The sequence below is a fragment of the Pseudomonas ovata genome, assembly GCF_003131185.1.
In the GTDB taxonomy this organism is placed as follows: Bacteria; Pseudomonadota; Gammaproteobacteria; order Pseudomonadales; family Pseudomonadaceae; genus Aquipseudomonas; species Aquipseudomonas ovata.
In genome coordinates, this window is the sequence record NZ_QFFU01000002.1 from 339266 (window position 1) to 364485 (window position 25220).

Sequence of the window (25220 nt, forward strand, 5' to 3'; positions counted from 1 at the left end):
CTTACAGCGCGATGCTGTATTGTTTTGCGTCGCGCGGGTTCTTCACCAGGTCGCACACCGCAGCGGTGTCCGACGGCGCTTGCTGGGCAAAGCTCTGGACCACTTCCAGGCGGCGATCGCGCACTTCGGCGATGTGCACGTCGAGCACGCAGTGATGAGTGGCAGGGTCGACACTGACCTTGCCACTGGGCAGGTCCAGGCTGATCCCTTTCTCCAGGGCCTCGATCACCGCCATGCGCTCGACGCTGCCGGCCTGGCGAACGCCTTCGGCCCACAGCATCATGCCCTGATAGGCGCCCATCGCCAGTTCGGTGATGTACGGGTAGTCGGCGCCGAAACGCTTGTGGAAACGCTCGACAAAGGCCTGGTTCTGCGGCGTGGCCAGTTCCTGGACGTAGTTCTGGCAGATCAGGATGCCGTTGCTTTCCTCGGGCGACAGCACGATGTGCTCATTGCCGCCGGCGAATGTGGTGGAGGCAATTGGCAACTTGCCGGTCATGCCGGCCGCTTTCCATTGACGGTAGAACGACATGTGCGCACCGCCCACCAGTGCCGACCAGACGAAATCGGGCTTGGCGTCCTGGATCTTGGAGATGGTCGCCCCGAAGTTGGTCACATCCAGCGGGAAGAACTCGATACCGACGCTTTGCCCGCCGGCCTGCTCGACGTACTTCTTGACCCAGGCGGTGACGATCTGTCCGTAGTTGTAGTCTGCCGCAACGATGTAGACCTTCTTGCCCCACTGCTGGGTGACATGGGCCACCAGCTTCTCGACGGTCTGGCCGGGGGTGACACCGGTGCCGAAGAAGTTGCGGTCACACACCCCGCCCTCGTACTGGTTGTTGTAGAAGTACAGGGTCTTGTAGCGGTCCAGCACCGGACGCACCACCTCGCGCGAGGCCGAGGTGATGCCGGCATGCACCACCGCTGCACGGTCCTTGAGCGCGGCCTGCTGGGCGTATTGTGCATAGAGCTGCATGTTCGACTGGGTGTCGTACTTGATCAGGTTCAGCGGACGGTTCAGCAGGCCGCCCTGGGCATTGAGTTCTTCGACCGCGAAGGTCAGGGCGTCGACGATGGGTTTGCCGTAGATGTCCAGACCGCCAGAGTTGTCGTAGAGCGAGGCGATATTGATCGCATCCCCGGCGGCCAGTGCCGAGAAGCTCTTGAGGCTCAAGGTGGACAATACTGCCGCGGAAACAGCGGACGAACGCAGGAAAGTTCGACGATTCATAGCCATTCGGAAGACTCCTGAAACCAGAGCCTGCACATCGACGCCACCGAACACGGTCAGGTTCGAGGGTGGGTGATCAATGCGAAGAGGTCTGGGGAGAAATGCAGGCGAGGGGGAAGGAGGCCTGATTTCACATGCCGACGACGCTGTCGGCTGGGGATGTGAGTCGCTTCACTTAAAGACGCAGCCGCATCGTTGGGGCTGGTCACCCTTCACATGCATGAGGGGGAAGCGAATACCGCAGGGAGCGGCAGGCTTCAACCAGCAATATGCAGGCCACAAAGTCTATCTATTTGATTTTCAAGTAAAAAGTCGTTCTTGTTTGAGCATTTTTGCGTCTTGGGAAGTCTTGCGTGGGTAGAAATGATGCACTGAGTGTGCAGTTTTGGAGCGTTACGTGTCGTTCGTATTCAGGCACAGGCTGTCCCATAGCGCCATGACTTGAGTCACTGCAGCGTCCAGGGTTGCATGCGTGACACCATCGCGTGCCAGGGTCGACAAGCCCAGAAGAAAACTGTCGAACACCGCAGCAAGCGTCGTGGGGACTACCGTCTCGGGCAGTTCGCCTGTAGCGATGGCGCGTTCGATACAGGCCACCATACCTTTACGGTTCTGCTCGCGCGCCTGCACCAGAGGCTGAGAGATGGCTTTGCTCTCGTCCGAGCACGCGCTCATCAGGCCCAGTGACACCAGGCAGCCCTTGGGATGACCGGGCTCGCATTGCATGTGTGCCGAGCGTCGCAGGGTCAGTTCAATCGCTTTTCTGGGGGGCAGCGTCGTGTCAAACAGGCTGTCGGTGACCCGGCCGTGGGTGGTGAGATAACGCTCCATCACCTCCTTGAACAGTGCCTGCTTCGAGCCAAAGGCTGCGTAAAAGCTGGGGGCGGTAATGCCGCCACCGATACTCGCCTTGAGCTGGCTGAGGGAGGTGGCGTCGTAGCCATGCTCCCAGAACAGGTGCAGTGCCTGAGTGACTGCCACATCACGGTCAAAGGTGCGTGGGCGTCCCATCTGTGCCATGTCAGTTCTCCGTTGAATGCACTTGGATACTAATCGATACATAAGTCGTTGACCACCTGACAGCTTCTCCCTATATTTATACCGATCGGTATATTAGTGAGGAGGATCAAATGGCAACAGATGACAAAGAAGACCCAAAGCTTCCGCTGGCGGCACTGCTGGCGCTGGCCATGACGGGGTTTATCTGCATCGTGACCGAGACGTTACCCGCAGGGTTGCTACCCCAGATCAGCAATGGCCTGGGAATCTCGGCATCCTTTGCCGGGCAGATGGTGACGGTTTATGCCCTGGGGTCGCTGTTGGCGGCCATTCCACTGACCATCGCCACGCAGAGCTGGCGGCGCCGGACCGTGCTGTTGCTGGCGATTGTCGGTTTTCTGGTGTTCAACTCCGTCACCGCGCTGTCGTCCAGTTACGGGCTGACCTTGATCGCGCGGTTTTTCGCGGGTGTTTCTGCGGGGCTGGCCTGGAGCCTGATCGCAGGTTATGCCCGCCGTATGGTCGTCCCGTCATTGCAGGGCCGTGCGATGGCCGTTGCGATGGTGGGAACGCCCATCGCCTTGTCGCTGGGCGTGCCGTTGGGCACCTGGCTGGGTGGGGCCATGGGCTGGCGCCTGGCGTTTGGTCTGATGTCCGGGATGACCCTGCTGTTGATCGTCTGGGTGCTGGTCAAGGTGCCTGATTACCCAGGCCAGGCCGCTTCGCAACGCCTGGCCTTGCGCCAGGTCTTGTTCACGCCAGGCGTACGCCCGGTACTCGGGGTGGTCTTCACCTGGATGCTGGCGCACAACATTCTTTACACCTACGTCGCGCCCTTTGTTTCCCGGGCCGGGTTGGCGGATGAGGTGGATCGGGTGTTACTGGCATTTGGTGTCGCGGCCCTGGTGGGCATCTGGATCACCGGGCGGCTGGTTGATCGGCATCTGCGCCAGACCGTATTGGCCAGCCTCGCCACTTTTGCCGCGGTTTCGGTTTTCCTGGGTATGTTTGCAGGTTCTGTGCTGGCCATTTACATCGGGGTTTTTATCTGGGGCCTGACCTTTGGCGGCGCCGCCACGCTGTTGCAGACAGCGCTGGCCGATTCGGCAGGTGAGGGCGCTGATGTGGCGCTGTCGATGAACGTGGTTGTCTGGAACAGCGCCATTGCCGGCGGTGGATTGCTGGGGGGCGTCTTGCTGGGGCAATGGGGGGCGGGGGCGTTTCCCTGGGCCTTGCTGCTATTGCTGCTGCTGAGCCTGGGTATTGCGTCGCGCGCGCGGGTTCATGGATTTGCGCAGGGTGACAGGCCGGTGGGTGCAGAGGTGATGGGGCATTGAGGGGACACGTCGTGTTGCGCGAGTCGTTCAAAGCTCGCGCCACGCCGTTCCCAGAACAAGAGGAGGGAACGAGAGCCGGATAATCCGGGGGTCTCCAGTGGGCACCGCGCCCACTGCATGCAGTGTTACCGATAAAACAAGAAAAACCTGCAGATTCCCCAAAATGGATGGCTATTGATGGCAACCGAAAACAACGCTGAAACCCTGGCGCTTGGCGTAACCGACCCCTCCAAAAGTGAAGAAGCACGGCAGGACCGTCATCTTGAAGGCCGGATCGACTGGATCGTATTCGGCATTACCAGTCTCACGGCAATCGCGTTCATTTTCTGGGGGATCATCAGCCAGGCAAGCCTGGCGGCGAGTGCGTCTACCGCCCAATCCTGGGTCATCGTGCATTTCGGCTGGTTCTTTGTCCTGACATCGACCTTGTTCGTCGTCTTCGTGCTGTGGCTGGCGGCAAGCCGGTACGGCAGGGTTCCTTTGGGGCGCGATGGCGAAGAGCCCGAGTTCCGGACGATTTCCTGGGTGGCGATGATGTTCAGTGCCGGCATGGGCATCGGCCTGATGTTCTTCGGGGTTGCCGAGCCGCTGTCTCACTACATGACGCCACCGCCCGGATCGGCCATCGGTCAATCGAACGAGGCGATGCAAGTGGCAATGGCGACCACGCTCTTCCACTGGACCCTGCACCCCTGGGCAATGTACGCCATCGTCGGCCTGTCGATCGCTTACGGTACCTTTCGACGCGGACGTTCACAGCTGGTCTCCAACGCCTTCCGCCCCCTGATCGGCCATCATGCCAATGGGCCGTTGGGGCGCGCGATCGACATGATGGCCATTTTTGCCACATTGTTCGGCTCGGCCGCTTCGCTGGGGCTCGGGGCCCTGCAGATTGCAGGCGGTCTCGAATACAACGGCTGGATCGATCACCCCGGCAAGGCTTTCTACCTTGTCATTATCACGGTGTTGACCATTGCCTTCGTTGCCTCGGCGGTTTCCGGCATCGGCAAAGGCATCCAGTGGCTCTCCAACATCAATATGATTCTGGCGTTGATACTGGCCGTGTTTGTCTTTCTGGTCGGGCCAACACTGCTGATGTTGAACCTGTTGCCGACTTCGATCGGTATCTACATCAAACTGCTGCCGGAAATGATGGCGCGCACCAGTGCCAGTGGCGGGCCGCAGATGGACAGCTGGCTGGCCAGCTGGACCGTGTTCTACTGGGCCTGGTGGATTTCCTGGACGCCTTTTGTGGGCATGTTTATCGCCCGCATCAGTCGTGGGCGCACCATCCGGCAATTTGTCAGTGGCGTGTTGCTGGTTCCGAGCCTGGTCAGCCTGATCTGGTTCACCCTTTTCGGTGGCGCCAGTATCGACGCGGTGCGCGAGGGCAGCCTGGTGCTGGTGGACGGTGTTGTCAACAGTAACCACGCGCTTTACGAACTCCTGAACAGCTATCCGTTGTCGTCGATAACCTCTGTGCTGGTCATGGTGCTGGTTGCTGTCTTTTTCGTCTCGGGGGCGGATGCGGCATCGCTGGTCATGGGCACGCTCTCGGAGCGCGGCACGACAGCGCCGTCACGGCGTACGGTGATTTTCTGGGGGGCGCTGACCGGCACTGTTGCCGCGATCATGCTGGTGATTGGCGACCCGGCAAACCCGGGCGCAGCCCTTACAGGCTTGCAGAACCTGACGATTGTCGTGTCATTGCCCTTTGTGGTCGTGATGGTCTTTCTCTGTCTGGCGCTGTACCGCGACCTGCGCAAGGACCCGATGATGCTGCGTCACCTGCGCGGCAGCGAACTGATCGAGAAAGCGGTGCTGTACGGTGCAGTGAAGCATGGTGAGGAGTTCTACATCGTTGTTCAGGAGAAGAAGGCTGCTGCCAAGGCTGGCGAGCCAGCCCCCTCGATGAACATCACAGTCATCGGTGACATTGACAATCAATAAGGCCCCCTGGCCGGCATGAGCACGCCTGGGGGGCCCTGCCGGTCACTGACTGTTCCGGCTCCTGAATCAGGCAGGTTAATCAGGTGCCTGCCTTGATCTTGGTCCAGGCCCGGGTCCTGGCCCGCTCCGCATCACGCGCCAGGGGCTTGAGGGTGTACAGCGTTTCCATGGCGGCCTCGGTCGGATACAGGTTGGGGTTGTTGCGGATTGAAGGGTCGACCTGCTCGGTGGCGTCCTTGTTCGGGTTCGGGTAGCCGACAAAATCGCTGATCGGTGCGATGACCTGGGGTTGCAACAGGTAGTTGATGAAGGTGTAGGCGTCCTGCGGGTTTCTGGCGCCCTTGGGGATGGCGAGCATGTCGAACCAGATCGGTGCCCCTTCCTTGGGCAGGCGCATGTCTACGTTGATGCCGTTCTTCGCTTCCCTGGCGCGGTTGGCGGCCTGGGAAAAGCTGCCGGAGTAACCGACGGCGACGCAGATGTCACCGTTGGCGATGTCGGCCATGTACTTGGAGGAGTGGAAGTAGGTGATGTAAGGGCGGATTTTCATCAACAGCGCTTCAGCCTTGACGTAGTCCTTGGGGTCGTTGCTGTTGGGGTCCAGGCCCAGGTGCTGCAATGCCAGTGGCAGAATTTCCGAGGGCGAATCGAGCAAGGCCACGCCGCACTGCTTGAGCTTGCTGATGTTCTCTTCCTTAAAGATCAGGTCCCAGCTGTCGACCGGCGCGTCGGTGCCCAACGCGGCTTTTATCTTGTCCGGGTTGAAGCCGATCAGGATAGTGCCGTACATGTAGGGCACGGCGAATTTGTTGCCCGGATCGTTGGCCTCGATCAGCTTCATCAGCTTGGGGTCGAGGTGGTTCCAGTTCGGCAGGCGGCTGCGGTCCAGCGGCTGGAACACGCCGGCTTCGATCTGCTTGGCCAGGAACACATTGGACGGCACCACCACGTCATACCCGGAATTGCCCGTGAGCAGCTTGGCCTCCAGCGCTTCGTTGGTGTCGAAGATGTCGTACACCAGTTTGATGCCGGTGTTCTGCGCCTTGAAATCTTCCAGGGCCTTGGGGGTGATGTAGTCGAACCAGTTGTAGACCCGCAGGGTGTTCTCTTCGGCCTGCGCGACCGCGCCGATGACGGCGGTACAGAGGATGAGTGACTTGAGCATGTTCATGGCGCTGCCCCTTCAAAACCTTCGAGAACGTTGACGGCATTGATGCCGATTTCTTCCACGGCGTAACCGCCTTCCATCACGAACAGCGTGGGTTTGCCCAGGCGGGCAATGCGTGCGCCCATCGCCAGGTAGTCGGGGCTGTCGAGCTTGAACTTTGAGATCGGATCGTCCTTGAACGTGTCCACGCCCAGGGACACAACGACGATATCAGCATCGTAATAGTCGATTTCCATGCACGCCTGTTCCAGCGCTGCGCTCCAGGTCTCCCAGCCAGAGCCGGCCGGCAGCGGGTAGTTGAAGTTAAAGCCCACGCCTGCGTCTTCACCCAGTTCGTCGGCGTAGCCCAGGAAAAATGGAAACTCCGCCTCCGGGTGGCCGTGGATCGAGGCGAACAACACATCGCTGCGCGCATAGAAAATCGATTGTGTGCCGTTGCCGTGGTGGTAATCCACATCCAGAATCGCGACCTTTTTGTGGCCCATGTCCAGAAAGGCCTGGGCAGCAATGGCGGCGTTATTGAGGTAGCAATAACCGCCCATCAAGTCTTCGGCTGCATGGTGCCCCGGCGGACGGCACAGGGCGAAGGCACTGTGGGCGCCTTGCTGGATCGCTTGCTGGGCGCTGAGCGCGACCTGCGCTGCCGAGTAGGCGGCCTGCCAGGTGCCGGCGGTAATCGGTGCGCCGCCGTCAAAGCTGTAATAACCCAGTTGGCCGTGCAGGCTGGTGGGCAATACGCGGCGCAGGGTACGGGCGGGCCAGGTGAACGGCAGCAGGTCGCCGTCCTGGCCGAAGGCAGCCCAGCGCGCCCAGGCCCCCTGGAAGAATTCGAGGTAATCGCGGCTGTGGATGCGTTGCAGCGGTGCCAGGCCGAAGTCCTGCGGCGCCTGTACCGGGCCCAGTTGGCGGTCCTTGACCCGTTGCAATACATGGTCGGCGCGCGAGGGCATTTCAAAGCAGGGCATCAACTGCCCGTCCATCAGTTCACAGCGACCGTGGTGCAGGTGGTGATCATCGGAGTAGATCGTGAGCATTTGTTGTTCTCTGCAGGCGGTGTCGGTGCCTGCAGTCTTGCCGTGGGCGCGGTTTATGAGAATGGCAGGGGCGGCCAAAAGGGGATAAATATGGCCAGATTGTCTGTCCGCAATTCGCCCTTCAATGGGGCGTCATGCACGAAACTGGCTCGGCGCCACGCCACTCCAGCGTACAAAGGCGTGGCGAAAGCTCGCGGTCTCGCTGAAGCCCAGGGCCTCGGCGATGCGGTAGACCGGCCAACGGTCCTGGACCAGCAGTTGCTTGGCGCGTTCGAAGCGAAGCTCGTCGAGCAGTTCCTGATAGCTACAGCCCAGGTCGTGCAAGTGCCGCCGCAGGGTGCGGGCCGAACAGTTCATCTGCCGGGCCAGCCCGTCCAGCCCGGGGGCGGCATGCAGTTGTGCCGCCAGCAACTGGCGTACCCGTCCCAGCCAGGTCTCGCGGCCGATGAACTCGGTGTTCTGTTTACGGCAGCGCTCAACCATGGCCTGGTGAGTCACCGTGTCAGCCAGCGGCAACGGCTGGGTGAGCCAGCGCTTGTCAAAGGCAAACGCATTGGCGGTTGCCTGAAATTGCAACGGGCAGTCGAAGCAGTCGGCGTAGCGCGCCTGGTAGTCCGGCGCGTCGTGCTCGAAACGCGCGCCCAGCAGGGGCAATGAATGGCCGAGCAGGTCGTCGCAGATGACTTTCAGCGACCCCAGGCACAGCTCGACATTGAAAGCGGTGAGGGCCGGATTCTCGCGGTAGTCGCCCGCGGTAAACCAAATCCGTTCGCCATCTTCTTCCAGGCTCAGCTCGAACAGTGTTCCCAGCAGCGCCGGATAGCGCAGGGCCAGGCGTAAAGCGTCACCGAAAGTGGCACTGGTGAGCAGGGCATAGCCGAGCATGCCGTAGGACGAGACATGCATACGCTGTCCGACCACCAGGCCGATGTCACGCTGCAAGGCCACGGCATTGGTGCATACCTGCATCTCCTGATGCGTGGCAATGCGCGTGTCGGCACGGCTCAGGTCCGCCGCGCAGATGCCGCTGCCGTCCAGCAGCGCTTCGGCGGGCAAGCCTTGCGCCTTGAAGGTGCCGAGTATCAGCGAGACGGCATTGAGGGTGGTGAGGTGGGAATGCAGCATGGGGACCTCCTGCAGGCGATGGCTGCAAGAAGAGCAAGTTATGTGCCGGTCGGCTCGCCGCGCAGCCTTGGCGAGCCTGCCGTCCACAGGCTTCAGCCCACCGGCAGCTCACCGGTGACGATCGCGGTGACCAGGAAGATCCCGAACATGGGCAGCGACCATTTGAAAAACTCTTTCTGATATTCACCGAAGCTCATCTCGGTGCGGTTCATCAGCAGGAACAGCCAGGCCACTGTCGGACTGGCATAGCGCAGCGCCTGGCCCATGAATGACGCCACGCCGATTTCGGTCGGTGTGATGCCAAAGCTGTAGGCGATCGGCGCCACCACCGGCAGGATGCCGAAATAATAGGCGTCCACCGGTAGGGCGTAGCAGGCCAGCGCACCGAGGAAGGCGAAGATCAGGGCGGTATGACTGCCCATGGATTCCGGAATCAGGCTGGCCATGTGCACAGCCACCGCATCCGCCATGCCGCTGCCGTTGAAAATCCCCAGGAAGCAGCCCGCCGCCAGAATGATCGAAGCCACGGCCACGGCATCGCCACCATTGGCGGTGATGCGCTCGCGCTGCTCCACGGCGCTGTAGTTGAGCGTCAGCGCCAATGCCGTGCCGAGCATGAACACGACCGCCCCGCTGGCCCATCCGGCGATCAGGATCACCAGCATGCCCAGGGTCAAGGCCAGGTTGAAAAGGAACAGCCTGGGCCGCTTGAACGCTTTGTCGTGGTCTTCGATGACCTTGACCATCCCGGCAATCTGCTGCGGCGTCACGATGACTTTCTCGCCAGCCACGTAGCCCAGGCGTTTGCGCTCCTTGACGCCCATGATGTAGGCCATGATGAACACGTAGATGAACGACACGCCCAGGATCGGCAGGATCGCCACGAACAGGGTGTTGACCTCGATATTGAGCACCGCGGCGGCCCGCGCCAGTGGGCCGCCCCACGGCAGGCAGTTGCCCAGCCCGCAGGGCAATATGATCAGCATCGCCAGGTTGGAGAGTTTCATGCCCATCTGTTTGTACAACGGCAGGAAGGCGGTGGTGATGATCAATATGGTAGTGGTGCCATCGCCGTCCAGCGTCACCACGGCGGACGTCAGGGCGGTGACCAGAATGATCTTCAGCGGGTCGCCGTTGGCCTTGCGGATCAGGTAGGTGCACAACGGATCGAACAGCCCGACGTTCATCATCAGACTGAAATACAGCACCGCGAAGAGGATCATGACCGTCGGATTGACTGTACCCAGGGTTATTTTTCCGTCGGCGCCCCTGGAATAGAACAGGCCTTCCTTGATCCAGGTGATGATCGTGTCGAGCGGCACGCCGTTGAGCAGGCAGGCCAGGATCCCGACCGCCAGCGATACCACGATCAACCCGGTGAAGGGCGAGAGTTTCTGTTTGATCACCAGAAGCAGGAATGCCGCTATTAATACGTAGCCCAGAACTGTCAGCATCTGAACGTCTCCACCTATTATTTTTATTGAGAGGTACGGCGGTGATGCGCGGACCCGGCTTGTGCACCGGGCCCGGAGGGGTTACTGGCCTTGCAGCAGCTCGGTGACCCAGGCAGGCGCCAGTTCAGGCAGCGGTGCGCCGCTGTCGCGGCAGCGTACGTAGTGGTCGATCACCTCACGCCGCTGGGTTTCGTAGGCATTCTTTTTCTCCGAGGCCTCAAGCACTTCCAGCAAGCGTGCACGGGGCACCACCGTGACGCCGTCGTAGTCGCCGAACACCAGGTCACCGGCGGCCACTTCGACGCCTGCGCAGGTCACCGGGGTGTTGATCTTGCCAGGGCCTTGCTTGCCGGGGCTGCGCTGCATGAAGCCTTTGGCATAGATCGGGATGTCCAGCCCGGCCAGCGGCACCTTGTCGCGCACGTAGCCGTCGATCACCATGCCGGCCAGGCCCACCGCTTGTGCCGCACCGGCCATCAAGTCGCCAATGTAGGCGCGGCCCGGGTAGCCCTTGCCGGCGACGACCAGCACATAGCCGGGCTGGCCCTGGTACACCGCCACATGGATGGGGAAGTTGTCGCCGTCTTCGGTGTCGACGGTGTACGCGGTGCCGAGCATGACCTTGCGTTCATCCAGCGGCATCAGGTCGGCGTCCATGGCGCCATTGCGAGCGATACCCAGTTTTGCCATGCCGTCGCACAATTGCGCCGGGCTCAGTTGGCGAAAACGATCAAGCAAGTCCTGGGGAATCAGGTCGGGCAGGGGCAGGTAGTGTTCAGTGTTCATGACGGTGTCCTCAGGAAAGTCGGGTCAGGTGCTGGATGGCGGTGCGGTAGTCCATGTCGCTGGCGTCAGGGCCGAGCAGGGTGGTCCAGTCGATGGCGGCCTGTTTTTCCAATTGGCCATGGCAGGCTCTGGACATTGAGGCGTCTACGCCGGCACTTTCGAGGGTGGCCACCACGTCAGTCATCTCGGCGCTGCGGCGCCGGGCGTGGATCAGGGTCCGCGCGGTGAAGGTATTGGCCAGTTGCTCGACGGTCTTGCCGTTGAGCGAGTCGCCCAGGGACTCGACCAGCGTGTCCAGGACGTGGAATTTTTCAGCGGCCTGAAAGGCCTCGATCAGCAATTGCGGCAGGCCTTTCATCACCACGCTTTTGAGCATCTTGATGGCCGAGGCCGCGCCGGCCGGCGCGGCCAGAACGCTCAGGCGCATGCCATAAGGGCTGAACGCCTGGTTGAAAGCCTGGGCGCCGTCGCCGGCCAGCAGCATTGGCACACGATGGTTATTGCCCGGTACGGTGCCCATCACCGCGATGTCACAGAAATCGACGCCTGCCGCTCTGGGCAATGCATCGATGGCCTGCTTGACGGTCGGGGCGGCCGAGTTCATGTCGGCGTAGGTCTGCCCGGCCTGCAGCAAGGGCAGGATGCGCTGCGCCAGACCCAGTGCGCTGCTGGCGCTGGTCAGGCACACCACGAAGCGGGCGTTGTGGCAGGCGGCTTCGAGCGAGTCGAAAACGGTGACGCGGGTCTGTTGGGCACGCTGGCGAATCAGGGGACCGCGCTGAGGGTCGCGGGCGTTGACATCAAAGGTGCCCATCTCCAGATCGCCCTGGGTATGCAGACCCTGCGCAAGGTGGAAGGCCGCCTCGCCGAACCCGATAAAGACGAGTTTCATCGATTGTTTCCTTTTATTTGTATTGTTGTTACCGATGAAATGGCAAAGGCTGTGCCAGCTTTCCTATAAAGAATTAATGCTATTAAAATCAATCGCTTAACTTTTTTATGAGTGCTTTTTCAGGCGCTAATGAAAGGACGTTTTATTTCAATAAATTGCAAAAGCTTTCACCAGTGAATACCGTGCCGTCTTGTACCTTTTGATCAGGGACCTTCAATGCTGAGCCAACTTGCGGTCATTTCTCCCTCCACCACCCTGACGGCGGTCATGAACCGGGCGTTGTCCCTGCGCGGATTGAAGGTCTCGGTGGCCGAGGCCACACAGCTTGATGCGGTCCTGATGGCGCAGCGGCTGGTGGAAGAGGGCGCCAGCGTGATCATCAGCCGTGGCAAGACCGCCAGCGTGTTGCGTGAGCGTCTGCAGGTGCCGATCGTGGAAGTCCGGCATACGTTCTTCGACTGCATCAATGCCTACCAGAAGGCGCGTGAGGTGTCGGACAGAATCGCCTTCCTGGCCACCTCGGACGGCTATGCGACGATCCTGGAAAAGGCCCGGCCGTTCATGCCTGAGGTTGCGATCTGCCTGATCGATCCCTTTGGCAGTGCACAGGCCACCGAGGCCCAGCTGGATCGGCTGCGGGCCGACGGTATAAAGGTGGCAATCGGTGGGTTATCCCTGGAGCGCGCGGTCAAGATTCGCGGCATGAGCTACGTCATGTCCGAGGCCGACACCGATGCCGCCTTCGACGCGATCGACGAGGCGTTGCACCTGCTGCGGATCGAGCAAGAGCGGCTGCAAAAGCGCCTGGAGTTGCAAAGCCGCTACGAGATGATCCAGTCGATCCTCAATTGTGTGTCCGAGGGCATTTTCAGTATCGACAGCGCGGGCGTCATCACCAATATGAACAGCGTTGCGACGCAGTACCTCGGCGGCCGGGCCTGTGGTGACACGGTTGCCGGCTTGCTGGAGCAGGATTATTTCGGCCGCGTGCTGGAAAAGGCGACGGCGGTACGCGGTGCGCTGATTACCCTGGGGCGTCTGTCACTGACCCTCAGCATTGCGCCCATCACGCTGGGCGAGCAGGTGATCGGGGCCGTCGCCACCTTGCAGAAACAGACTGAAATCCAGGCCATGGAGCAGAAAATGCGCCGCCGGCAGGCACGCCTGCATGTGGCCGAAAACACCTTTGATTCGATCATCGGCAGCAGCCCGGCGCTGATCAAGGCCAAGCGCTTGGCGCAGACCTTTGCTGTCGTTGACAGCACCGTGATGATCGAAGGCGAGACCGGCACCGGCAAAGAGTTGTTTGCCCAGAGCATCCACAATGCTTCAAAACGCCGGCTGGGGCCGTTTGTGGCGATCAACTGTGCGGCGTTCGCCCCCAGCGTGCTGGAGAGCGAGCTGTTTGGCTATGTCAAAGGCGCTTTTACCGGCGCGTTGAGCGAAGGTAAGGCCGGCGTGTTCGAAATGGCGCACACCGGCACCATTTTTCTCGACGAGATCAGCGAAACCTCGGCAGACATCCAGCTCAAATTGCTGCGCACCCTGCAGGAGCGCAAGGTGGTGCGCATAGGCGACGACAAGGTCACGCCGGTGGATATCCGCATCATCACCGCGAGCAACAAGCGCCTGACGCACTTGTTGGCACAGGGGCTGTTTCGTGAGGATTTCTTCTACCGCATCTGCGTTTTGAAACTGCAACTGCCCGCGCTGCGCGAGCGCCGGCAAGACATTCCCGAACTGATTGGCCACTTGCTCAAAGGCTTTGGCTTGCCAGCCGCCATGGTCGGCGATCCGTTACTGGCGCGATTGAGCGCATTCGAATGGCCGGGCAATATTCGCCAACTGGGCAATGTCGTCGAGCGCCTGGCAGTGATGAGCCAGGGCCGGGAGATGATCGGTGACTGGGTGGAGGAGGTGCTGGAAGACTTGCCCGATGCCACGGCCACCGTTGCCACGAGTGCGCCGCCTGGCGGCCTTGGCGACAGTGAGCAGGAAGTGCTTTTCCGGGCCCTGGCCTGTGTACGCGGCAATCGCGAGGAGGCGGCAAAGCTGTTGAAGATCAGTACCACGACGCTATGGCGGCGCATGAAGAAGTATCAGGACCAGGATCCTGATGTGTTTGCCCGGACTCGATACGCCCAACCTTGAATGGGCGTATCGTCAGGCGGGCCAGAGGGGCTATGTCCGCCTCTGGCCGTACCCTCGGCAATGATCAGCCGGGCTGGGCTGCCAGGCTGTTACTGACTTTGCGTCCCAACACCAGCACTGTAACGAAGCCGCAGCCGACCAGGGCCGTGGCCAGGCTCAGCAGCACCGAGCTGCCCAGTTGATCGACGATCTGCCCACCAAAGAACGAGCCCAGCGCAATGATCACCTGGAACAAGGCGACAAACAGCGGCATGCCGCGTTCGACCTCCTTGGGCGCCACGACAAACATCCAGATACTGGCGCAGGCCGGGAAGGCACCGAAGGCAAAGCCCCAGAGCGCTATCAGCATCGCCGCGCCCGTCAGGGTGGTGGCGAAGTAAGGGAAGAGGGCGGTGCTGATGCCGATCAGCAAGGCGATCAGCATCAGGGTATGGCGCACGCTGCGGTTGGCGGCGAAGCCGGCGAAAATATTACCGATGACCCCAGCGATGCCGTAGAGCAGCAACAGTGAGCCAATCGTCGGCCCATCAAAGCCGGCACTCTGTTTGAAGAAGGGCGCGACATAGGTGTAGGCGGCAAAGTGCGCAAGACCAATCAGCAAGACCGCAATCAATCCAACCCGGGCCTGGGGATTGATGAACAAGGCGGGCAGGTCGCTGATGCGAATGGCTTTGTCCGGCGTGAGCCTTGGCAGCAGGAGAATCTGCGCCAGGAGCACGGGAATGCCCACCAGCGCGGTGACCAGGAAGGTCATGCGCCAGCCCATGAGACCACTCAGCCAGGTACCTACGGGCACGCCCAGCACGGTGGCCAGGGTCACGCCGACCATGATGATCGAGGTGGCCTGGGCAACGCCCACCCCCTTGGGTGCCAGGCGACCACTGAGGGCAATGGCCGTCGCCCAGAAACCGCCAATACTGATGCCCAGCAGCACGCGACCGAGCAAGAGCAGGTTGAAATCGCTGGCGTAGGCCACGACCGCGTTGGCGATGATCATGATCAGGGTCAGGCCGATCAGCAGGTAGCGACGGTCCAGGGCACCAATGCCTACAGACAGCAGCGGGGCCGCCAAGGCGGCCATGATGCCGGGCAGGGTGATCATCAGGCCGGCCTGCCCGGCACTGATACCAAGGTCGCTGGCGACATCGTTGAGTACGCCTACCGGCAGAAACTCACTGGTCACCAGGGCGAAAGCCCCCACGGCAACCGAGAGAATGGCCAACCACTGTTGTCTGACGCTTTGTTGATTATGTTCGGGAGGGGCCTGGCGGGCGCTTGGCATATGCGGGTTCCTGAGGGAATGTCGCCTGAAACAGACGGTAAAAGCGGAGGGGGCCGATTATAGGAGTCGGTTCTGGCAGCCGACAGGCGAGCCTTTCGATAATAATCATCAGTGTGATCAATAAGACGGCTTCATCAACAAGCAGGGCATGAACATGTTTGATCGTTACGTATGGTTGAATGAGCCAAAAGCCTGGTCGACTACGGCAAATACGCTGTCGTTCACCACAGACGCGGGCAGCGATTTCTGGCGGGTGACGCATTACGGATTTATCCGGGACACCGGTCATTTTTTCGGTGTACAGCGAACGGGCGGTTTTACTGCGCAAGCCAGGGTGTCCGCTGATTTTCAGGCGCTCTACGACCAGGCCGGTCTTATGGTGCGAATCGACGCAGAGCGTTGGGCCAAGATCACCGTAGAGGTCAATGACGGTGTCCCATTCTTGAGCACTGTCATCACGGACGGTGTGTCGGACTGGGCAACCGGTTCATTCAACGGACGCGCAGAGGGTTTCTGGCTGCGCGTGACCGTCAGCAAGGGCGTTATGAAAGTTCAGGCGTCGAGCGATGGCGAACAATGGTCACTGATCCGGCTGGCACCGTTTCCCGTGGCCGACCAGTACTGGGTCGGGCCGATGGCGTGTACACCTGAACGCGCAGGTTTGACGGTGAGTTTTTCCGAGATGCTGGTGACTGAGCCCAATGGCAAGGATCTTCATGATTTGACGTGAGTGCCGTGTCAGCAGCCATTACTCATATTACACGCGCCATTTGCAGGAGACGTTGCAGGATGTTCAAGCTCAATTCCTTTCGCGAAACAGTAGAAGCTGTCGCGGCATGCTCTGATGATCAGGCTTTATGGCGGCGATACGCCTGGGTCTATGTTCAGGGCGATACAGCGTTGTTAGACAGCCGCTTTTACCTGGGTTCGAACCTTGATGAAGACGATGAGCGTCGCGTGTCGGACTTTGGCGCCCGGTACGGTCTGTCGTCGTGCCTGGAAGCGGCGACTTTTGCAGACGTTTTAAGCGTGCAGAAGCGACAGCAGCCGCACTCGAGCCTGGAGGATTACGCCAACGCCCTTGAGCATTACGTTGAGCAAGATGCCTTCATGGAAGTGCCCGGCGCAGATAACCCCAAGGCAGCAGAACCCGGGTTGGCCCGAGAGTTATACGCCGAGTACGACCTGTTTCTGGCTGAATGCGCGCCTGACCAGTTGAGTGTCGCGGCGCGGGAAGTCAGCGCTGTTCTTGGAATCAACATTGCCAGTGCGTTGCAGGGTTGTCGAGCGTTGCCGTTGTGCCTGGGAACGCGCATGACCGGCGACCAGTGCCGGCAGGTCGAAGGGCGTTTTTCTGAGCGTTCGATTCCGTTGCAGCGAGTGGTACATCGATCATTTCCGTGGCAGTAGATGGGGGCCATACGAGCCATAGCAACAAGAACGAGGGCAACAATCCCTTACAGGCATACGTGATTTAACATAATATACATTATACGTAATGATATATGCAGAGGTCTGGCCACGGGGTGGCTCGATTTCAAGCCCAGCCGTCGGCGCTTTCAAACCTCCGGCGTCCATACTCGTTATTCATGGCATGTGTCACCCATACGATGGTGAACCCGATAATGCTCGCCATCGTAACGCAGCACCGGAAAACATGAGCCAGGACCGACGACCTGAATATCGGGCCAGCCATCGCGACCCTTGCTGGCGAGAAACTCAGCGGAGCCGCTTTCACTGGCCATGAGTTTCCATTGACCGTCAGGTTGTCGGCTGACCAGATAGAACCCCGTGCCTGCAAGGCCGTAACACGAGGCGCTGCCTTCAGTGATCAGTGCATCCTGCCGGCCGTCTCCGTTCAGATCCTTGACCAGTTCCATCGTGACAGGCGTGTAGTTGCCTGTTTCCTCGATTTCGCACGCCGAGGACGTGCCGTTGAATCCGGCCGCGCCAAATGCCTTGATTTGCTCCTGGCGCGCAAGTTCGTCCGCGATTGAGAGGCTGCTGATCGCCAGTGAGGCGGCCCATAGACTAAATGTCAGGCGTACTCGCACATTGCTCGTCCTTTAGATACGTGATGCCGTGTGGTTTAAGGTGATGGCTAATCGACATTACTTGCAAATGCTCGCCATAATCTCGCCTCTGCCGTTGCAACGGTCTAATTCAAGGATGAATCATGAAACGCACTGTGGTGCTCATAATCGCTTGCGCCTGTTCACCCGCGTGGTCGGCCGGTTCGCTTTCTTCAGTCGCGCAGCCCTTGGGCAAACACATGCAAACGCTCAGTAATGCGTTTTTCTGCGACGTCATGGCGGGCACACCCGGGATCAACAACACACCTCAATGCCGGGATCGCAACAATCCGGCACGCACTGAGTCACGCGAGCTCGATAGAACAGCTGACAGAAAAACCCTGCGTGAGTGCATGAAGCCTGACAATCTTATCGATGAGGATGTCCGCAAGTGCATGAAAGGCCTGTAAGGCCCATCAGGCAAACAGTTCAAGCGCCGCGTCATCCCAGTCATGCCCACTCACAGACCAGCCGGTACTGGCCGGTGGCGGAAATCCGGTGCGGCAGTAGCCTTGTTCGGCCTGGAAATCGAACACGGCATGGGGATAGTCGTTGATCATCAACACAGCCTTGGTGTGGTCCGTCGACCAGCCGACCTTGACGGTCGACGGCTTGGTCCGGTCGGAGACACTGGCCACGTCGTAGATATGCAGTGCATCGCGGACCGGGTTATCGTCGTCACGCATGTCGAGTGCATAGAAATAGCCGGTGTCTCCATCGTCTTCGAAGGCCACCGTAAAAAAGCCTTTTTGCGCCGGAGCATCTACGGCCAAGGCCTGTCCTACGTTCAATGTCTCTTCAGCAGCCAGATAAATGGGCATGGGGTTGATCCTGATGGGCTTGAAGTCTATAAAGACCGCGTTGTTACGTGTTTGTGCCCTGTCCGGTCTATTCATCACAGGCAAGGGGTATGATGTTTTTTCTGAACGTGCTGCCCAGCCCGTTCTTTCAGACTGCAACACTATAAAAATAACTGATAACTAAACTAAAGGAACATTTAGTAGAGTTATATTTAATGGCCGCTGACCGGGATTTCTCTTCGTAGTACACCTGTACTATTGATGCCCTCTTGCGCAACCACCACGCTAGTGACGATGACCTGCGTCTCTCACCGAGGAGCTTCTTCATGGCGCAACGCCTGTTCACCCGCGCAGTGCTGGCGCTGCTGTTGCCAAGTTGTGCCGGCGTGGCAGCCTTTTCCACACCGACAGCCGCTGACCCCGGTCGCCCGGCAATGCCGGCGCAAGCCTGCGAAAAAACGGCCGATGGCTTTGGCACTTTTTTCGAAACGTTCGTCACCGATCCCGCCTTGCGTGAAGCCTACAGTGCCCCAACCGTGCATCGCCCTGCTGAACCCTTCCGGGTTGCACTGGTTGACTCTCGTTGGGTCTTTGATGAGCCCGAAAAGGACACCAGCGACCTGGTTCGAATAAAGCTCGATCTGGTTGCCGATGGCGAGCGCATGCGTGCGGATTTCATCAAGGCCGAGTTTTCGGCTGACGACGAAGTCATCAGAACCCTCGGTGCACCCCAGGCTTATCTGTTCGAGTACAGGCAGCACTGTTGGCAACTGGTTCAGCACTTGCGTTGACCGGCATCAGCCTGCGCTGGCTAACATACTCATTCCAGCCCCACCTGAAGCACAGGGACTTTTCCATTGACGCCAGACACCGTAGCGACCCGCGTTTCCACGAACTGGAAAACGCCACTGCTGCGAGTAGCGTTCATCACCCTGGTGTCAGTGTGCAGTTGGCAGCCGCTGGATACACATGCCGGCGCTCTGCCTGCGACTGATCCGGCCCCTGCCCGACTTGTCGATAATACCGAAGCCTCCCTGAACCTGTATGAGCGAAAGCTGATTCAGGAAGGCCTGATCTGGGCTTACCTCTCCAGGCTTGCCCGAACAGCCAGTAATAGCGCGTCAAAGGCACGGCACAAGCGCGTGACGATCGGTAATGACGATAGATTCGTGGCGGTTGAGGCGCGCCCTTGTCAGCCCGGCGGGGTCATGTGTTCAGACCTGTTCCGCCGTTTTCTCGCACATCGACAGCAGGGTCAGGCGCAGCTCCGAAGGCCTCAAGGGTTTTGACAAGACCGATATGTCTCTTGACTGCGATGCCTCCTGGACGATGTCCACTTCACGGCCGGTGACAATCAGTGCCGGAACGTCCCAGCCCCGGGCCTGGCGGATACTGTCGATGCAATCAAGGCCGTTTGCGTTCGTCCCCAGATCGTAATCGGCCACGATAATGTCGCAGTCGGTGCTCAACCCTTGCGCCGAGCTGGCGGTCTGGACAACACATCCCCAACGCTCAAGCAAGGCTGCGGTGGCCATGAGAACGTTGTTATCGTCCTCTACCAGGCAAATCCTGACGCCCTGAAGCAGGCTGTGCCCCAAGGGTTTTTTGCGCGGCTGCTGCACGGGAGTCGCGACTTCTTCGAGGCCGTGGATGGTCACGCGGGTACCACGGTTTATGCGTGATTCAATCTGAATCTGCACGCCGATAATCTGGCTGAGTCGTTTGACAATCGACAGGCCCAGGCCAACGCCTTCGACATCCTTGTCACGCTCGTGGCGTATCCGATAAAACTCATCCCATACGTTAGGAAGATGTTCGGCGGCGATACCCGGCCCCTGGTCATGGACACTGATCGACAATCCTCCCTTGTGGCGGCGTACGCCGATCAGTACTGGATGGTTTGGCGCGTATTTGAGTGCGTTGGACAGTAGGTTCTGGACCATGGTGGCCAACAGCGTGACGTCCACCCTCACCCACCGGTTACAAGGCCGGATTCTGAGCTCGACACCGGCCCAGCGCGCGGCAGCGATATTCTGCTGAGCGATTTCAGCCAGCATTTCGCCCAGGTTGACCACGTCTGACTTGGCCGAAACCTTGCCGCTGTCCAGTGTGTAGATGTCCAGGATGGAGCGGAACAGTTGCGCCACGTTGTGCAGGGATCGATCAATATTGTCCACCAGCTTGCGCTCGTAATCGCCGAGCGGGCTTGCACGCAGGCAGGCGGTGAACATGCCGATGGAGTGGATGGGCTGACGAAGGTCATGGCTGGCCTGCGCCAGAAAGCGCTCTTTCTCCTGGTTGGCAACGGTCGCCTGCTCTGACGCCTGGCGCGTCCTGACCAACAGAATATGGGCGTAGCCAGGCACCAGGATCGTGACTGCGACCAGCATCAGGACCATGAAAGGCTGTGCCTGCCAGTACGGCGTCAGCTGATAGATAATCAGGATCGCCAACAGGGCCAGGGAGGCGGCAATTGCCAGGTAACGCGAGCCGTAGCGCATACCGTTCCCCAGCGTTACCCAGACCATCACGCTGAAGATGGGCAGTGTCGCTTCCCCGCCCACCACCAGCCCTACGGAAATGCCGGTGTAGTCGTGCACCATCCCGAATACCCGGCGTGCCGGAAATACGCCAGGGCGGCTGATAATGTATTGGCGCAAGATAAAGGAGATAACGAGGAAGCCGACATAGTAAGCAATGATGGGCTGATATTGCGCGACGTTGTAGCCTGGCAAAAACCCTATCAGCGACACATAAGTGATAGCCACCGTCGCCACGGTCAACCTCAGCGTGGCTTGATCCAGTTCAGCGTTTTTCCGGTCTTTCATGAGTAACCCTGCCGTTGGGCTGGCGGTGATGCATGGACGGGTGTACGGGCGTCGTACATACACGCGCCCTTTTCTTCTTGAAAAAGCCAGACACTGGAACCGGTCTTGCCTTGTCTTCGGGCGTCGGGATTATTTGGCCCGATGAGCCTTGCTAAACTGGATTTCAAGAGCGGCTGGAGGCGTATCGGCCAGGCTTCCCTCGCGCTGCACTGACACCTGATAAAGCCCCGTCTCAAGCGTAGTCCTGATCAATTCGGCGTTCAGGTAGTTGCTCTCCCATGAGTTCAGTTTGGGGTGTATTACGTGCAGGTCCAGTACTTCTACCTCGCTGGGGATTTCTTGAATGCGGACTTGAAACACCAGCGAAGACCCTCGCTCGTTCCAGACGCCCTCCTTGAGGGTGTCGCCGCCTGCCAGCGCCCAGGCCTTGTCTCGTTCGACGCCGCCGGTGTAGGGATAACGCAGCGTCACGGCATAACGATCGGGTTCGGTCACCTGTACCTCAAGACGGGTTGTGCTTATGGGGCCCTGCATGTCCAACGGCACACTGAACGTCGGCGTTCGATCGGGCGTGAACGATGTAAAGATGAAAACAGCCAAAACCAGGACCATCGCGGATACGAGTGCCAGGATCGCGAGTGCACCGATCAGCAGTTTTTTAAGCAAAGACAGCCTCCGGGCGCAGGTGATAATAGAAGATAGACGGCGGGTGCTTGAAGATTAGGATTCACCACCGTTTTCAGGCAATAGCACATCTGTACTACCGGTTTATTCGGACAGCCCTTGGGCGGCCAATCGGTCTGTCTCAGAACCGGTAAGTGGCCCCGACCCCCACAATGTCAGCGTCGCTTTGATAAGTTGCACGGTAACTGGCCAGTGCATTTGAGCGACTGACGTCAATACGCTCCTCCTTGAGGTAGGTGTAAGCCAGATCAATGGTTAATTGCGGCGTCGCGTTGTAACCAACTCCCAGGCTGAACAGCTGCCGGTCACCCGTCGGCGTACGGGGTGAGCGATCGGTGTTGCGGGTCGGCGATTGATCGAGTGTCAAACCGGCGCGCACGATCCATTGCGGGGTCAACTGATACGCCGTGCCGATGGCATAAGCCCAGGTGTCATGCCAGTTCAGCCCTTCCTGAATGGAGCCCGTCAAAGCCGAAGCCAACGATCCTCCTTGCGCTGCCGAGATGGGTTGATTGCGCAGACTCAGGTCCTGCATGCTGCTCCACCCGGTCCAGGTCGCACTCGCGAAGAGCTTCCAGGTATCGGTTACGTCCTGGGTAACCGAAAAATCGTATGACTCCGGCGTGCTCACTTTCAGCGTGCAGTCATAGCGGTTGCTCATGAGCAACGGCGCAGGTGTGCCCGCGCCCGTCGCCACCTGGGTATGGCAGTCCAGTTTGTAATCCACCTGAGAGTGATAAGTCAGCCCGATCCGGGTGCTATCGGTGGCGTTGAACAGCACCCCCAGATTGAATCCTACAGCCGTATCGTCACCCTTGACCTTGACATGGGTGTCGGCAATGGCCGGATTCAGCGTGACATCTGACTCAAGCGTGCCCGCAATCCGATTGAAGGTAGGCCCGAAGCCGATCGACAACCTGTCATTGAAGGCGTAACTGACGGTGGGCTGAAGCGTGATGACCTTGATGTCACTCTTGCTGGCAAACATGCGCCCCTGAAAGCCGTTTTCGTAGTCAGTCAACAGACCAAACGGTGCATAGACCCCCAGGCCAAAGGACCAATGCTCATCGAGCGTGTGCGTATAGAAGCCAAAGGGCACTGTGCTGAACGGCACCATGTCGCCGTCATTGCTGCCAGTGGAACGACCGCTGGCATGGCTGATATCAGTGGAGGCGTCGATGAACGTGGCGCCGGCGCTGATCTGCGTGCCGTCCAGGCGCGCCATGCCTGCCGGATTCCCGTATACAGTGCCGGCGTCGTTGGCGGCCGATGCACGCCCTGCCTGACCACTGCCCATGGAGCTGATGCTTTGTTCGGTGCGGGCAAAACCCCCAGCAAGAGCGTGAGTCGATGCCAATGCAACGGCGAGGCCAAGGGATGTCTTGAGCATGGTCATTTATTTCTTCAGAACCCGTTATTGAAAAGTGCCGGGGAAGACCCTCAATGATGCCTTCTCTTCCTGCATGAACCGGCGCAAAGCCGAGGCGAGCCCCTTCATACAACTACTGGCTTTTTACACGAACAGCGTGCACCTGGCTAAGCAGGCTGTCTTTATTGAACGCGAAAGTCATTACAACGGAACTGGCATCAGGGTCCACTATCGCCCGCCCCCGATTGTCCCGAACCACAAGCCTGTCGGGCAGGTCCTCGACAATCGTCCACGTCCTGGACGGCGTGAATGCCTGGGTAAGCGCGGCCTTGCGGGTATTCAACGGAAAATACCGGGTGATCACGCTGCTGACATCAACCTGCTCGAATCCGACCGGTTTTTTCGAAGCATAAACCTCATCGAACATGGCGTTCAGGTCAACCGACAGGCCCCATGGAAAACCGGGCGCTGTCAGGCATTGCGTCAACCACGGATCATCGAACTCTTGCGGGTCGTCAAGTTCGACGTCCAGCCTGGCCAAGGGTGTTTTATCGACCTGGTCATAGAGACGTTGCGTGTCTGCATCCGGATCACCGGACCGGGTACTCCAGCCAGGACTGCCCTCAGCGCAATCCTGGATACCGGGACGGCACGTCGCAATCAGCTTCGGCTTGCCGTCAACGACCTCTGCGACAGCGCGGGTCTGATACAAGTCCCCGCTGGCCCAGTCTTGGGAGACGCTGCAGATCCGGTTGTTATTCTGATGAAAGCGCGTCCCGAAACAACCGTAGGCATAGGCATCCGCTTGCGGTACAAACTCACAGGCCACACTGCTTCCGGCGAAGCGGCCGCCTGTGAACCCTGCATCAAACGCACGTTGGTCAATCGCCCGCTGAATCAGCTCAGGTCTGGCCGATGCCTGATCGGCAATCCGACCCAGTTGCCGGGTACGCGCCTCAATAGCCTTCAGTACGATATGACTGCGCGCCTGCGGGGTATAGGGCTCACCTGTCCGGGGATCAATGCCGTCACGCAGTGCCTCGAAGTTCTGGTCTCTCGCAGCCATCCAGCGACGCTGGCTGGCGAGCAGCACGCTGCGAATCTCAGGATCATCGGTGCGCCTGAGGATCGATGCATAAGCGCTTGCCATGGCCGCGTCAGCAGTGACCAGCCGGGAATCGGCGCATATCAAATGTTCTATTGCAGCGGATGCCCTTGCACAATCCATGGGTCGCGCCAAGGCAGGCTGAGACATGAAAGCCAGCAAAAAGATTGCAACCGCAGGTGACTTCATTCAATCGGATCCTTTAGGGTCTTGAACCTGATGCTTATCGAAACACTGTCGATCAGGTTTACAGGCCACCCTCTTCCCGATGCATTGAGTTTTACTCATTAATCCAGGGTGACGAATAATGATCGGGATATCTATAGTACGGATGTGCTATTGGCATTTCACCGTTTCCCCGTAAATTGCTGATAACCACTCCCGGCAATGCCTGCCTGGAGCATGACGTCACTACCGACGTCAGACACCGCCAATCCTCAAGGACAACCACGGAGCATGGTGACTGGATTCGTCAGGACAGCAACACCTCATGAGGCTGCAACAGGCTTCATGGCCTGGCTTTTACTGCTGGCCCTGCCAGCCTGCGTCCAGGCCAGTGGGCAATTGCCACCGAGTGCCCTCGAAGCGCGCACGTTGCCCAGCGCTCACGCTTGCCGTGCATTTCTTGAAGCAACCTGGCAAACCGACCAGAAAAAAGCCGACCCGCAGCCGTTACCCGATGACGGCGGATCGAGGCAGACATTGATTTACTCCGAGGGTGTGGTCGCCCTCGATGACAAGCGCCTGGCTTACGACGTAGAGGAAGGCTGGCAGTTCCGGCGTGCTCTGCCCGATATAAAGCAGATACGGACGTCCTACAGCTACGAGCGACGAAGTTACAGGTGTGATGGCGCCCACCTGAGCGGGACGAGTGTCAGTGGCTATGCACTCGAGGGCTACGAAGCACTCCCTGACAACTAAGCAGGACGATGACAAACTTACAGGCTGGC

The 25220-nt window shown here is 59.5% G+C and carries 23 protein-coding genes; 8 read left to right on the plus strand and 15 right to left on the minus strand.

The annotated features are described in order from the left end of the window. Window position 1: 1 nt before the first annotated feature. Window positions 2-1240 carry an urea ABC transporter substrate-binding protein gene (locus tag DGA31_RS04730; protein WP_109511728.1) on the minus strand — a complete coding sequence of 413 codons (1239 nt, stop codon included), beginning with the start codon at window positions 1238-1240 and terminating at the stop codon, window positions 2-4. Window positions 1241-1627: 387 nt separating this feature from the next. Beyond that, window positions 1628-2254, minus strand: coding sequence for a TetR/AcrR family transcriptional regulator (locus tag DGA31_RS04735; RefSeq protein WP_109511729.1), 627 nt, complete (start codon window positions 2252-2254; stop codon window positions 1628-1630). A 110-nt stretch (window positions 2255-2364) separates the two neighbouring features. Between DGA31_RS04735 and DGA31_RS04740 the strand changes: the two genes are divergently transcribed. Together DGA31_RS04740 and DGA31_RS04745 are read left to right on the plus strand one after the other, a co-directional pair. Continuing rightward, on the plus strand, window positions 2365-3570 hold the full coding sequence (locus DGA31_RS04740) for an MFS transporter (RefSeq protein WP_109511730.1): 1206 nt from the start codon (window positions 2365-2367) through the stop codon (window positions 3568-3570). Between the two features lie 177 nt (window positions 3571-3747). Beyond that, window positions 3748-5520, plus strand: a complete 1773-nt coding sequence (locus DGA31_RS04745) for a BCCT family transporter (RefSeq protein ID WP_109511731.1) — start codon at window positions 3748-3750, stop codon at window positions 5518-5520. Window positions 5521-5599: 79 nt separating this feature from the next. Here DGA31_RS04745 and DGA31_RS04750 read toward each other — a convergent pair whose 3' ends face one another. The 6 genes from DGA31_RS04750 to DGA31_RS04775 form a co-directional block, all read right to left on the minus strand. After that, on the minus strand, window positions 5600-6691 hold the full coding sequence (locus tag DGA31_RS04750; RefSeq protein ID WP_109511732.1) for a polyamine ABC transporter substrate-binding protein: 1092 nt from the start codon (window positions 6689-6691) through the stop codon (window positions 5600-5602). Further along, the gene (locus DGA31_RS04755; RefSeq protein ID WP_109511733.1) at window positions 6688-7722 is read right to left on the minus strand and encodes a histone deacetylase family protein; all 1035 of its coding nucleotides are present in this window, start codon (window positions 7720-7722) and stop codon (window positions 6688-6690) included. The genes DGA31_RS04750 and DGA31_RS04755 overlap by 4 nt, the downstream gene beginning before the upstream one ends. 132 nt (window positions 7723-7854) lie before the next feature. Further along, window positions 7855-8847 (minus strand): AraC family transcriptional regulator, encoded by a 993-nt coding sequence (locus tag DGA31_RS04760; RefSeq protein WP_056839320.1) that lies wholly within the window; start codon window positions 8845-8847, stop codon window positions 7855-7857. 92 nt (window positions 8848-8939) lie between these two features. After that, complete coding sequence (locus tag DGA31_RS04765; protein WP_109511734.1) at window positions 8940-10301, minus strand: CitMHS family transporter; 1362 nt, start codon at window positions 10299-10301, stop codon at window positions 8940-8942. 81 nt (window positions 10302-10382) lie between these two features. Continuing rightward, a complete protein-coding gene (locus tag DGA31_RS04770; RefSeq protein ID WP_109511735.1) occupies window positions 10383-11087 on the minus strand; it encodes an RraA family protein in 705 nt (234 codons plus the stop codon). Window positions 11088-11097: 10 nt separating this feature from the next. Next, window positions 11098-11979, minus strand: a complete 882-nt coding sequence (locus DGA31_RS04775; RefSeq protein WP_109511736.1) for a DUF1932 domain-containing protein — start codon at window positions 11977-11979, stop codon at window positions 11098-11100. 216 nt (window positions 11980-12195) lie between these two features. Between DGA31_RS04775 and DGA31_RS04780 the strand changes: the two genes are divergently transcribed. Beyond that, complete coding sequence (locus DGA31_RS04780; RefSeq protein ID WP_109511737.1) at window positions 12196-14130, plus strand: sigma 54-interacting transcriptional regulator; 1935 nt, start codon at window positions 12196-12198, stop codon at window positions 14128-14130. Window positions 14131-14194: 64 nt separating this feature from the next. On the opposite strand, the gene DGA31_RS04785 is transcribed toward DGA31_RS04780, so the two are convergent. After that, window positions 14195-15412 (minus strand): MFS transporter, encoded by a 1218-nt coding sequence (locus DGA31_RS04785; protein WP_109511738.1) that lies wholly within the window; start codon window positions 15410-15412, stop codon window positions 14195-14197. A 154-nt stretch (window positions 15413-15566) separates the two neighbouring features. Here DGA31_RS04785 and DGA31_RS04790 point away from each other — a divergent pair, with 154 nt between their 5' ends. Together DGA31_RS04790 and DGA31_RS04795 are read left to right on the plus strand one after the other, a co-directional pair. Continuing rightward, window positions 15567-16142 (plus strand): DUF1349 domain-containing protein, encoded by a 576-nt coding sequence (locus DGA31_RS04790; protein WP_109511848.1) that lies wholly within the window; start codon window positions 15567-15569, stop codon window positions 16140-16142. 59 nt (window positions 16143-16201) lie between these two features. After that, entirely contained in the window at window positions 16202-16822 is a 621-nt protein-coding gene (locus DGA31_RS04795; RefSeq protein ID WP_109511739.1) for a DUF7716 domain-containing protein, read from the plus strand. 173 nt (window positions 16823-16995) lie between these two features. On the opposite strand, the gene DGA31_RS04800 is transcribed toward DGA31_RS04795, so the two are convergent. Further along, a complete protein-coding gene (locus tag DGA31_RS04800) occupies window positions 16996-17466 on the minus strand; it encodes a hypothetical protein (protein WP_241509523.1) in 471 nt (156 codons plus the stop codon). A 122-nt stretch (window positions 17467-17588) separates the two neighbouring features. On the opposite strand from DGA31_RS04800, the gene DGA31_RS04805 reads away from it, so the two are divergent. Then, a complete protein-coding gene (locus DGA31_RS04805) occupies window positions 17589-17894 on the plus strand; it encodes a hypothetical protein (RefSeq protein ID WP_109511740.1) in 306 nt (101 codons plus the stop codon). A gap of 6 nt (window positions 17895-17900) precedes the next feature. Here the strand turns inward: DGA31_RS04805 and DGA31_RS04810 are convergent, their stop codons facing one another. Next, the gene (locus DGA31_RS04810; protein WP_109511741.1) at window positions 17901-18305 is read right to left on the minus strand and encodes a DUF2251 domain-containing protein; all 405 of its coding nucleotides are present in this window, start codon (window positions 18303-18305) and stop codon (window positions 17901-17903) included. A gap of 305 nt (window positions 18306-18610) precedes the next feature. Between DGA31_RS04810 and DGA31_RS04815 the strand changes: the two genes are divergently transcribed. Then, window positions 18611-19075, plus strand: coding sequence for a hypothetical protein (locus tag DGA31_RS04815; RefSeq protein ID WP_109511742.1), 465 nt, complete (start codon window positions 18611-18613; stop codon window positions 19073-19075). A 423-nt stretch (window positions 19076-19498) separates the two neighbouring features. Here the strand turns inward: DGA31_RS04815 and DGA31_RS04820 are convergent, their stop codons facing one another. The 4 genes from DGA31_RS04820 to DGA31_RS04835 all read right to left on the minus strand — a co-directional run bounded on the left by DGA31_RS04820 (window position 19499) and on the right by DGA31_RS04835 (window position 24459). Continuing rightward, the gene (locus tag DGA31_RS04820) at window positions 19499-21112 is read right to left on the minus strand and encodes a hybrid sensor histidine kinase/response regulator (protein WP_109511743.1); all 1614 of its coding nucleotides are present in this window, start codon (window positions 21110-21112) and stop codon (window positions 19499-19501) included. Window positions 21113-21241: 129 nt separating this feature from the next. Then, complete coding sequence (locus DGA31_RS04825; protein WP_109511744.1) at window positions 21242-21778, minus strand: hypothetical protein; 537 nt, start codon at window positions 21776-21778, stop codon at window positions 21242-21244. Window positions 21779-21917: 139 nt separating this feature from the next. Continuing rightward, entirely contained in the window at window positions 21918-23186 is a 1269-nt protein-coding gene (locus DGA31_RS04830; protein ID WP_109511850.1) for an OmpP1/FadL family transporter, read from the minus strand. Between the two features lie 112 nt (window positions 23187-23298). After that, entirely contained in the window at window positions 23299-24459 is a 1161-nt protein-coding gene (locus DGA31_RS04835) for a DUF6393 family protein (protein ID WP_109511745.1), read from the minus strand. A 321-nt stretch (window positions 24460-24780) separates the two neighbouring features. Between DGA31_RS04835 and DGA31_RS04840 the strand changes: the two genes are divergently transcribed. Beyond that, window positions 24781-25191 carry a hypothetical protein gene (locus tag DGA31_RS04840; protein ID WP_109511746.1) on the plus strand — a complete coding sequence of 137 codons (411 nt, stop codon included), beginning with the start codon at window positions 24781-24783 and terminating at the stop codon, window positions 25189-25191. Window positions 25192-25220: the final 29 nt, after the last annotated feature.

Coding starts and splice junctions, on each gene's coding strand:
- DGA31_RS04730 (WP_109511728.1), bottom strand. CDS start 1,240: ATGGCTATGAATCGTCGAACTTTCCTGCGTTCGTCCGCTGTTTCCGCG.
- DGA31_RS04735 (WP_109511729.1), bottom strand. CDS start 2,254: ATGGCACAGATGGGACGCCCACGCACCTTTGACCGTGATGTGGCAGTC.
- DGA31_RS04740 (WP_109511730.1), top strand. CDS start 2,365: ATGGCAACAGATGACAAAGAAGACCCAAAGCTTCCGCTGGCGGCACTG.
- DGA31_RS04745 (WP_109511731.1), top strand. CDS start 3,748: ATGGCAACCGAAAACAACGCTGAAACCCTGGCGCTTGGCGTAACCGAC.
- DGA31_RS04750 (WP_109511732.1), bottom strand. CDS start 6,691: ATGAACATGCTCAAGTCACTCATCCTCTGTACCGCCGTCATCGGCGCG.
- DGA31_RS04755 (WP_109511733.1), bottom strand. CDS start 7,722: ATGCTCACGATCTACTCCGATGATCACCACCTGCACCACGGTCGCTGT.
- DGA31_RS04760 (WP_056839320.1), bottom strand. CDS start 8,847: ATGCTGCATTCCCACCTCACCACCCTCAATGCCGTCTCGCTGATACTC.
- DGA31_RS04765 (WP_109511734.1), bottom strand. CDS start 10,301: ATGCTGACAGTTCTGGGCTACGTATTAATAGCGGCATTCCTGCTTCTG.
- DGA31_RS04770 (WP_109511735.1), bottom strand. CDS start 11,087: ATGAACACTGAACACTACCTGCCCCTGCCCGACCTGATTCCCCAGGAC.
- DGA31_RS04775 (WP_109511736.1), bottom strand. CDS start 11,979: ATGAAACTCGTCTTTATCGGGTTCGGCGAGGCGGCCTTCCACCTTGCG.
- DGA31_RS04780 (WP_109511737.1), top strand. CDS start 12,196: ATGCTGAGCCAACTTGCGGTCATTTCTCCCTCCACCACCCTGACGGCG.
- DGA31_RS04785 (WP_109511738.1), bottom strand. CDS start 15,412: ATGCCAAGCGCCCGCCAGGCCCCTCCCGAACATAATCAACAAAGCGTC.
- DGA31_RS04790 (WP_109511848.1), top strand. CDS start 15,567: ATGTTTGATCGTTACGTATGGTTGAATGAGCCAAAAGCCTGGTCGACT.
- DGA31_RS04795 (WP_109511739.1), top strand. CDS start 16,202: ATGTTCAAGCTCAATTCCTTTCGCGAAACAGTAGAAGCTGTCGCGGCA.
- DGA31_RS04805 (WP_109511740.1), top strand. CDS start 17,589: ATGAAACGCACTGTGGTGCTCATAATCGCTTGCGCCTGTTCACCCGCG.
- DGA31_RS04810 (WP_109511741.1), bottom strand. CDS start 18,305: ATGCCCATTTATCTGGCTGCTGAAGAGACATTGAACGTAGGACAGGCC.
- DGA31_RS04815 (WP_109511742.1), top strand. CDS start 18,611: ATGGCGCAACGCCTGTTCACCCGCGCAGTGCTGGCGCTGCTGTTGCCA.
- DGA31_RS04820 (WP_109511743.1), bottom strand. CDS start 21,112: ATGAAAGACCGGAAAAACGCTGAACTGGATCAAGCCACGCTGAGGTTG.
- DGA31_RS04830 (WP_109511850.1), bottom strand. CDS start 23,186: ATGCTCAAGACATCCCTTGGCCTCGCCGTTGCATTGGCATCGACTCAC.
- DGA31_RS04835 (WP_109511745.1), bottom strand. CDS start 24,459: ATGAAGTCACCTGCGGTTGCAATCTTTTTGCTGGCTTTCATGTCTCAG.
- DGA31_RS04840 (WP_109511746.1), top strand. CDS start 24,781: ATGGCCTGGCTTTTACTGCTGGCCCTGCCAGCCTGCGTCCAGGCCAGT.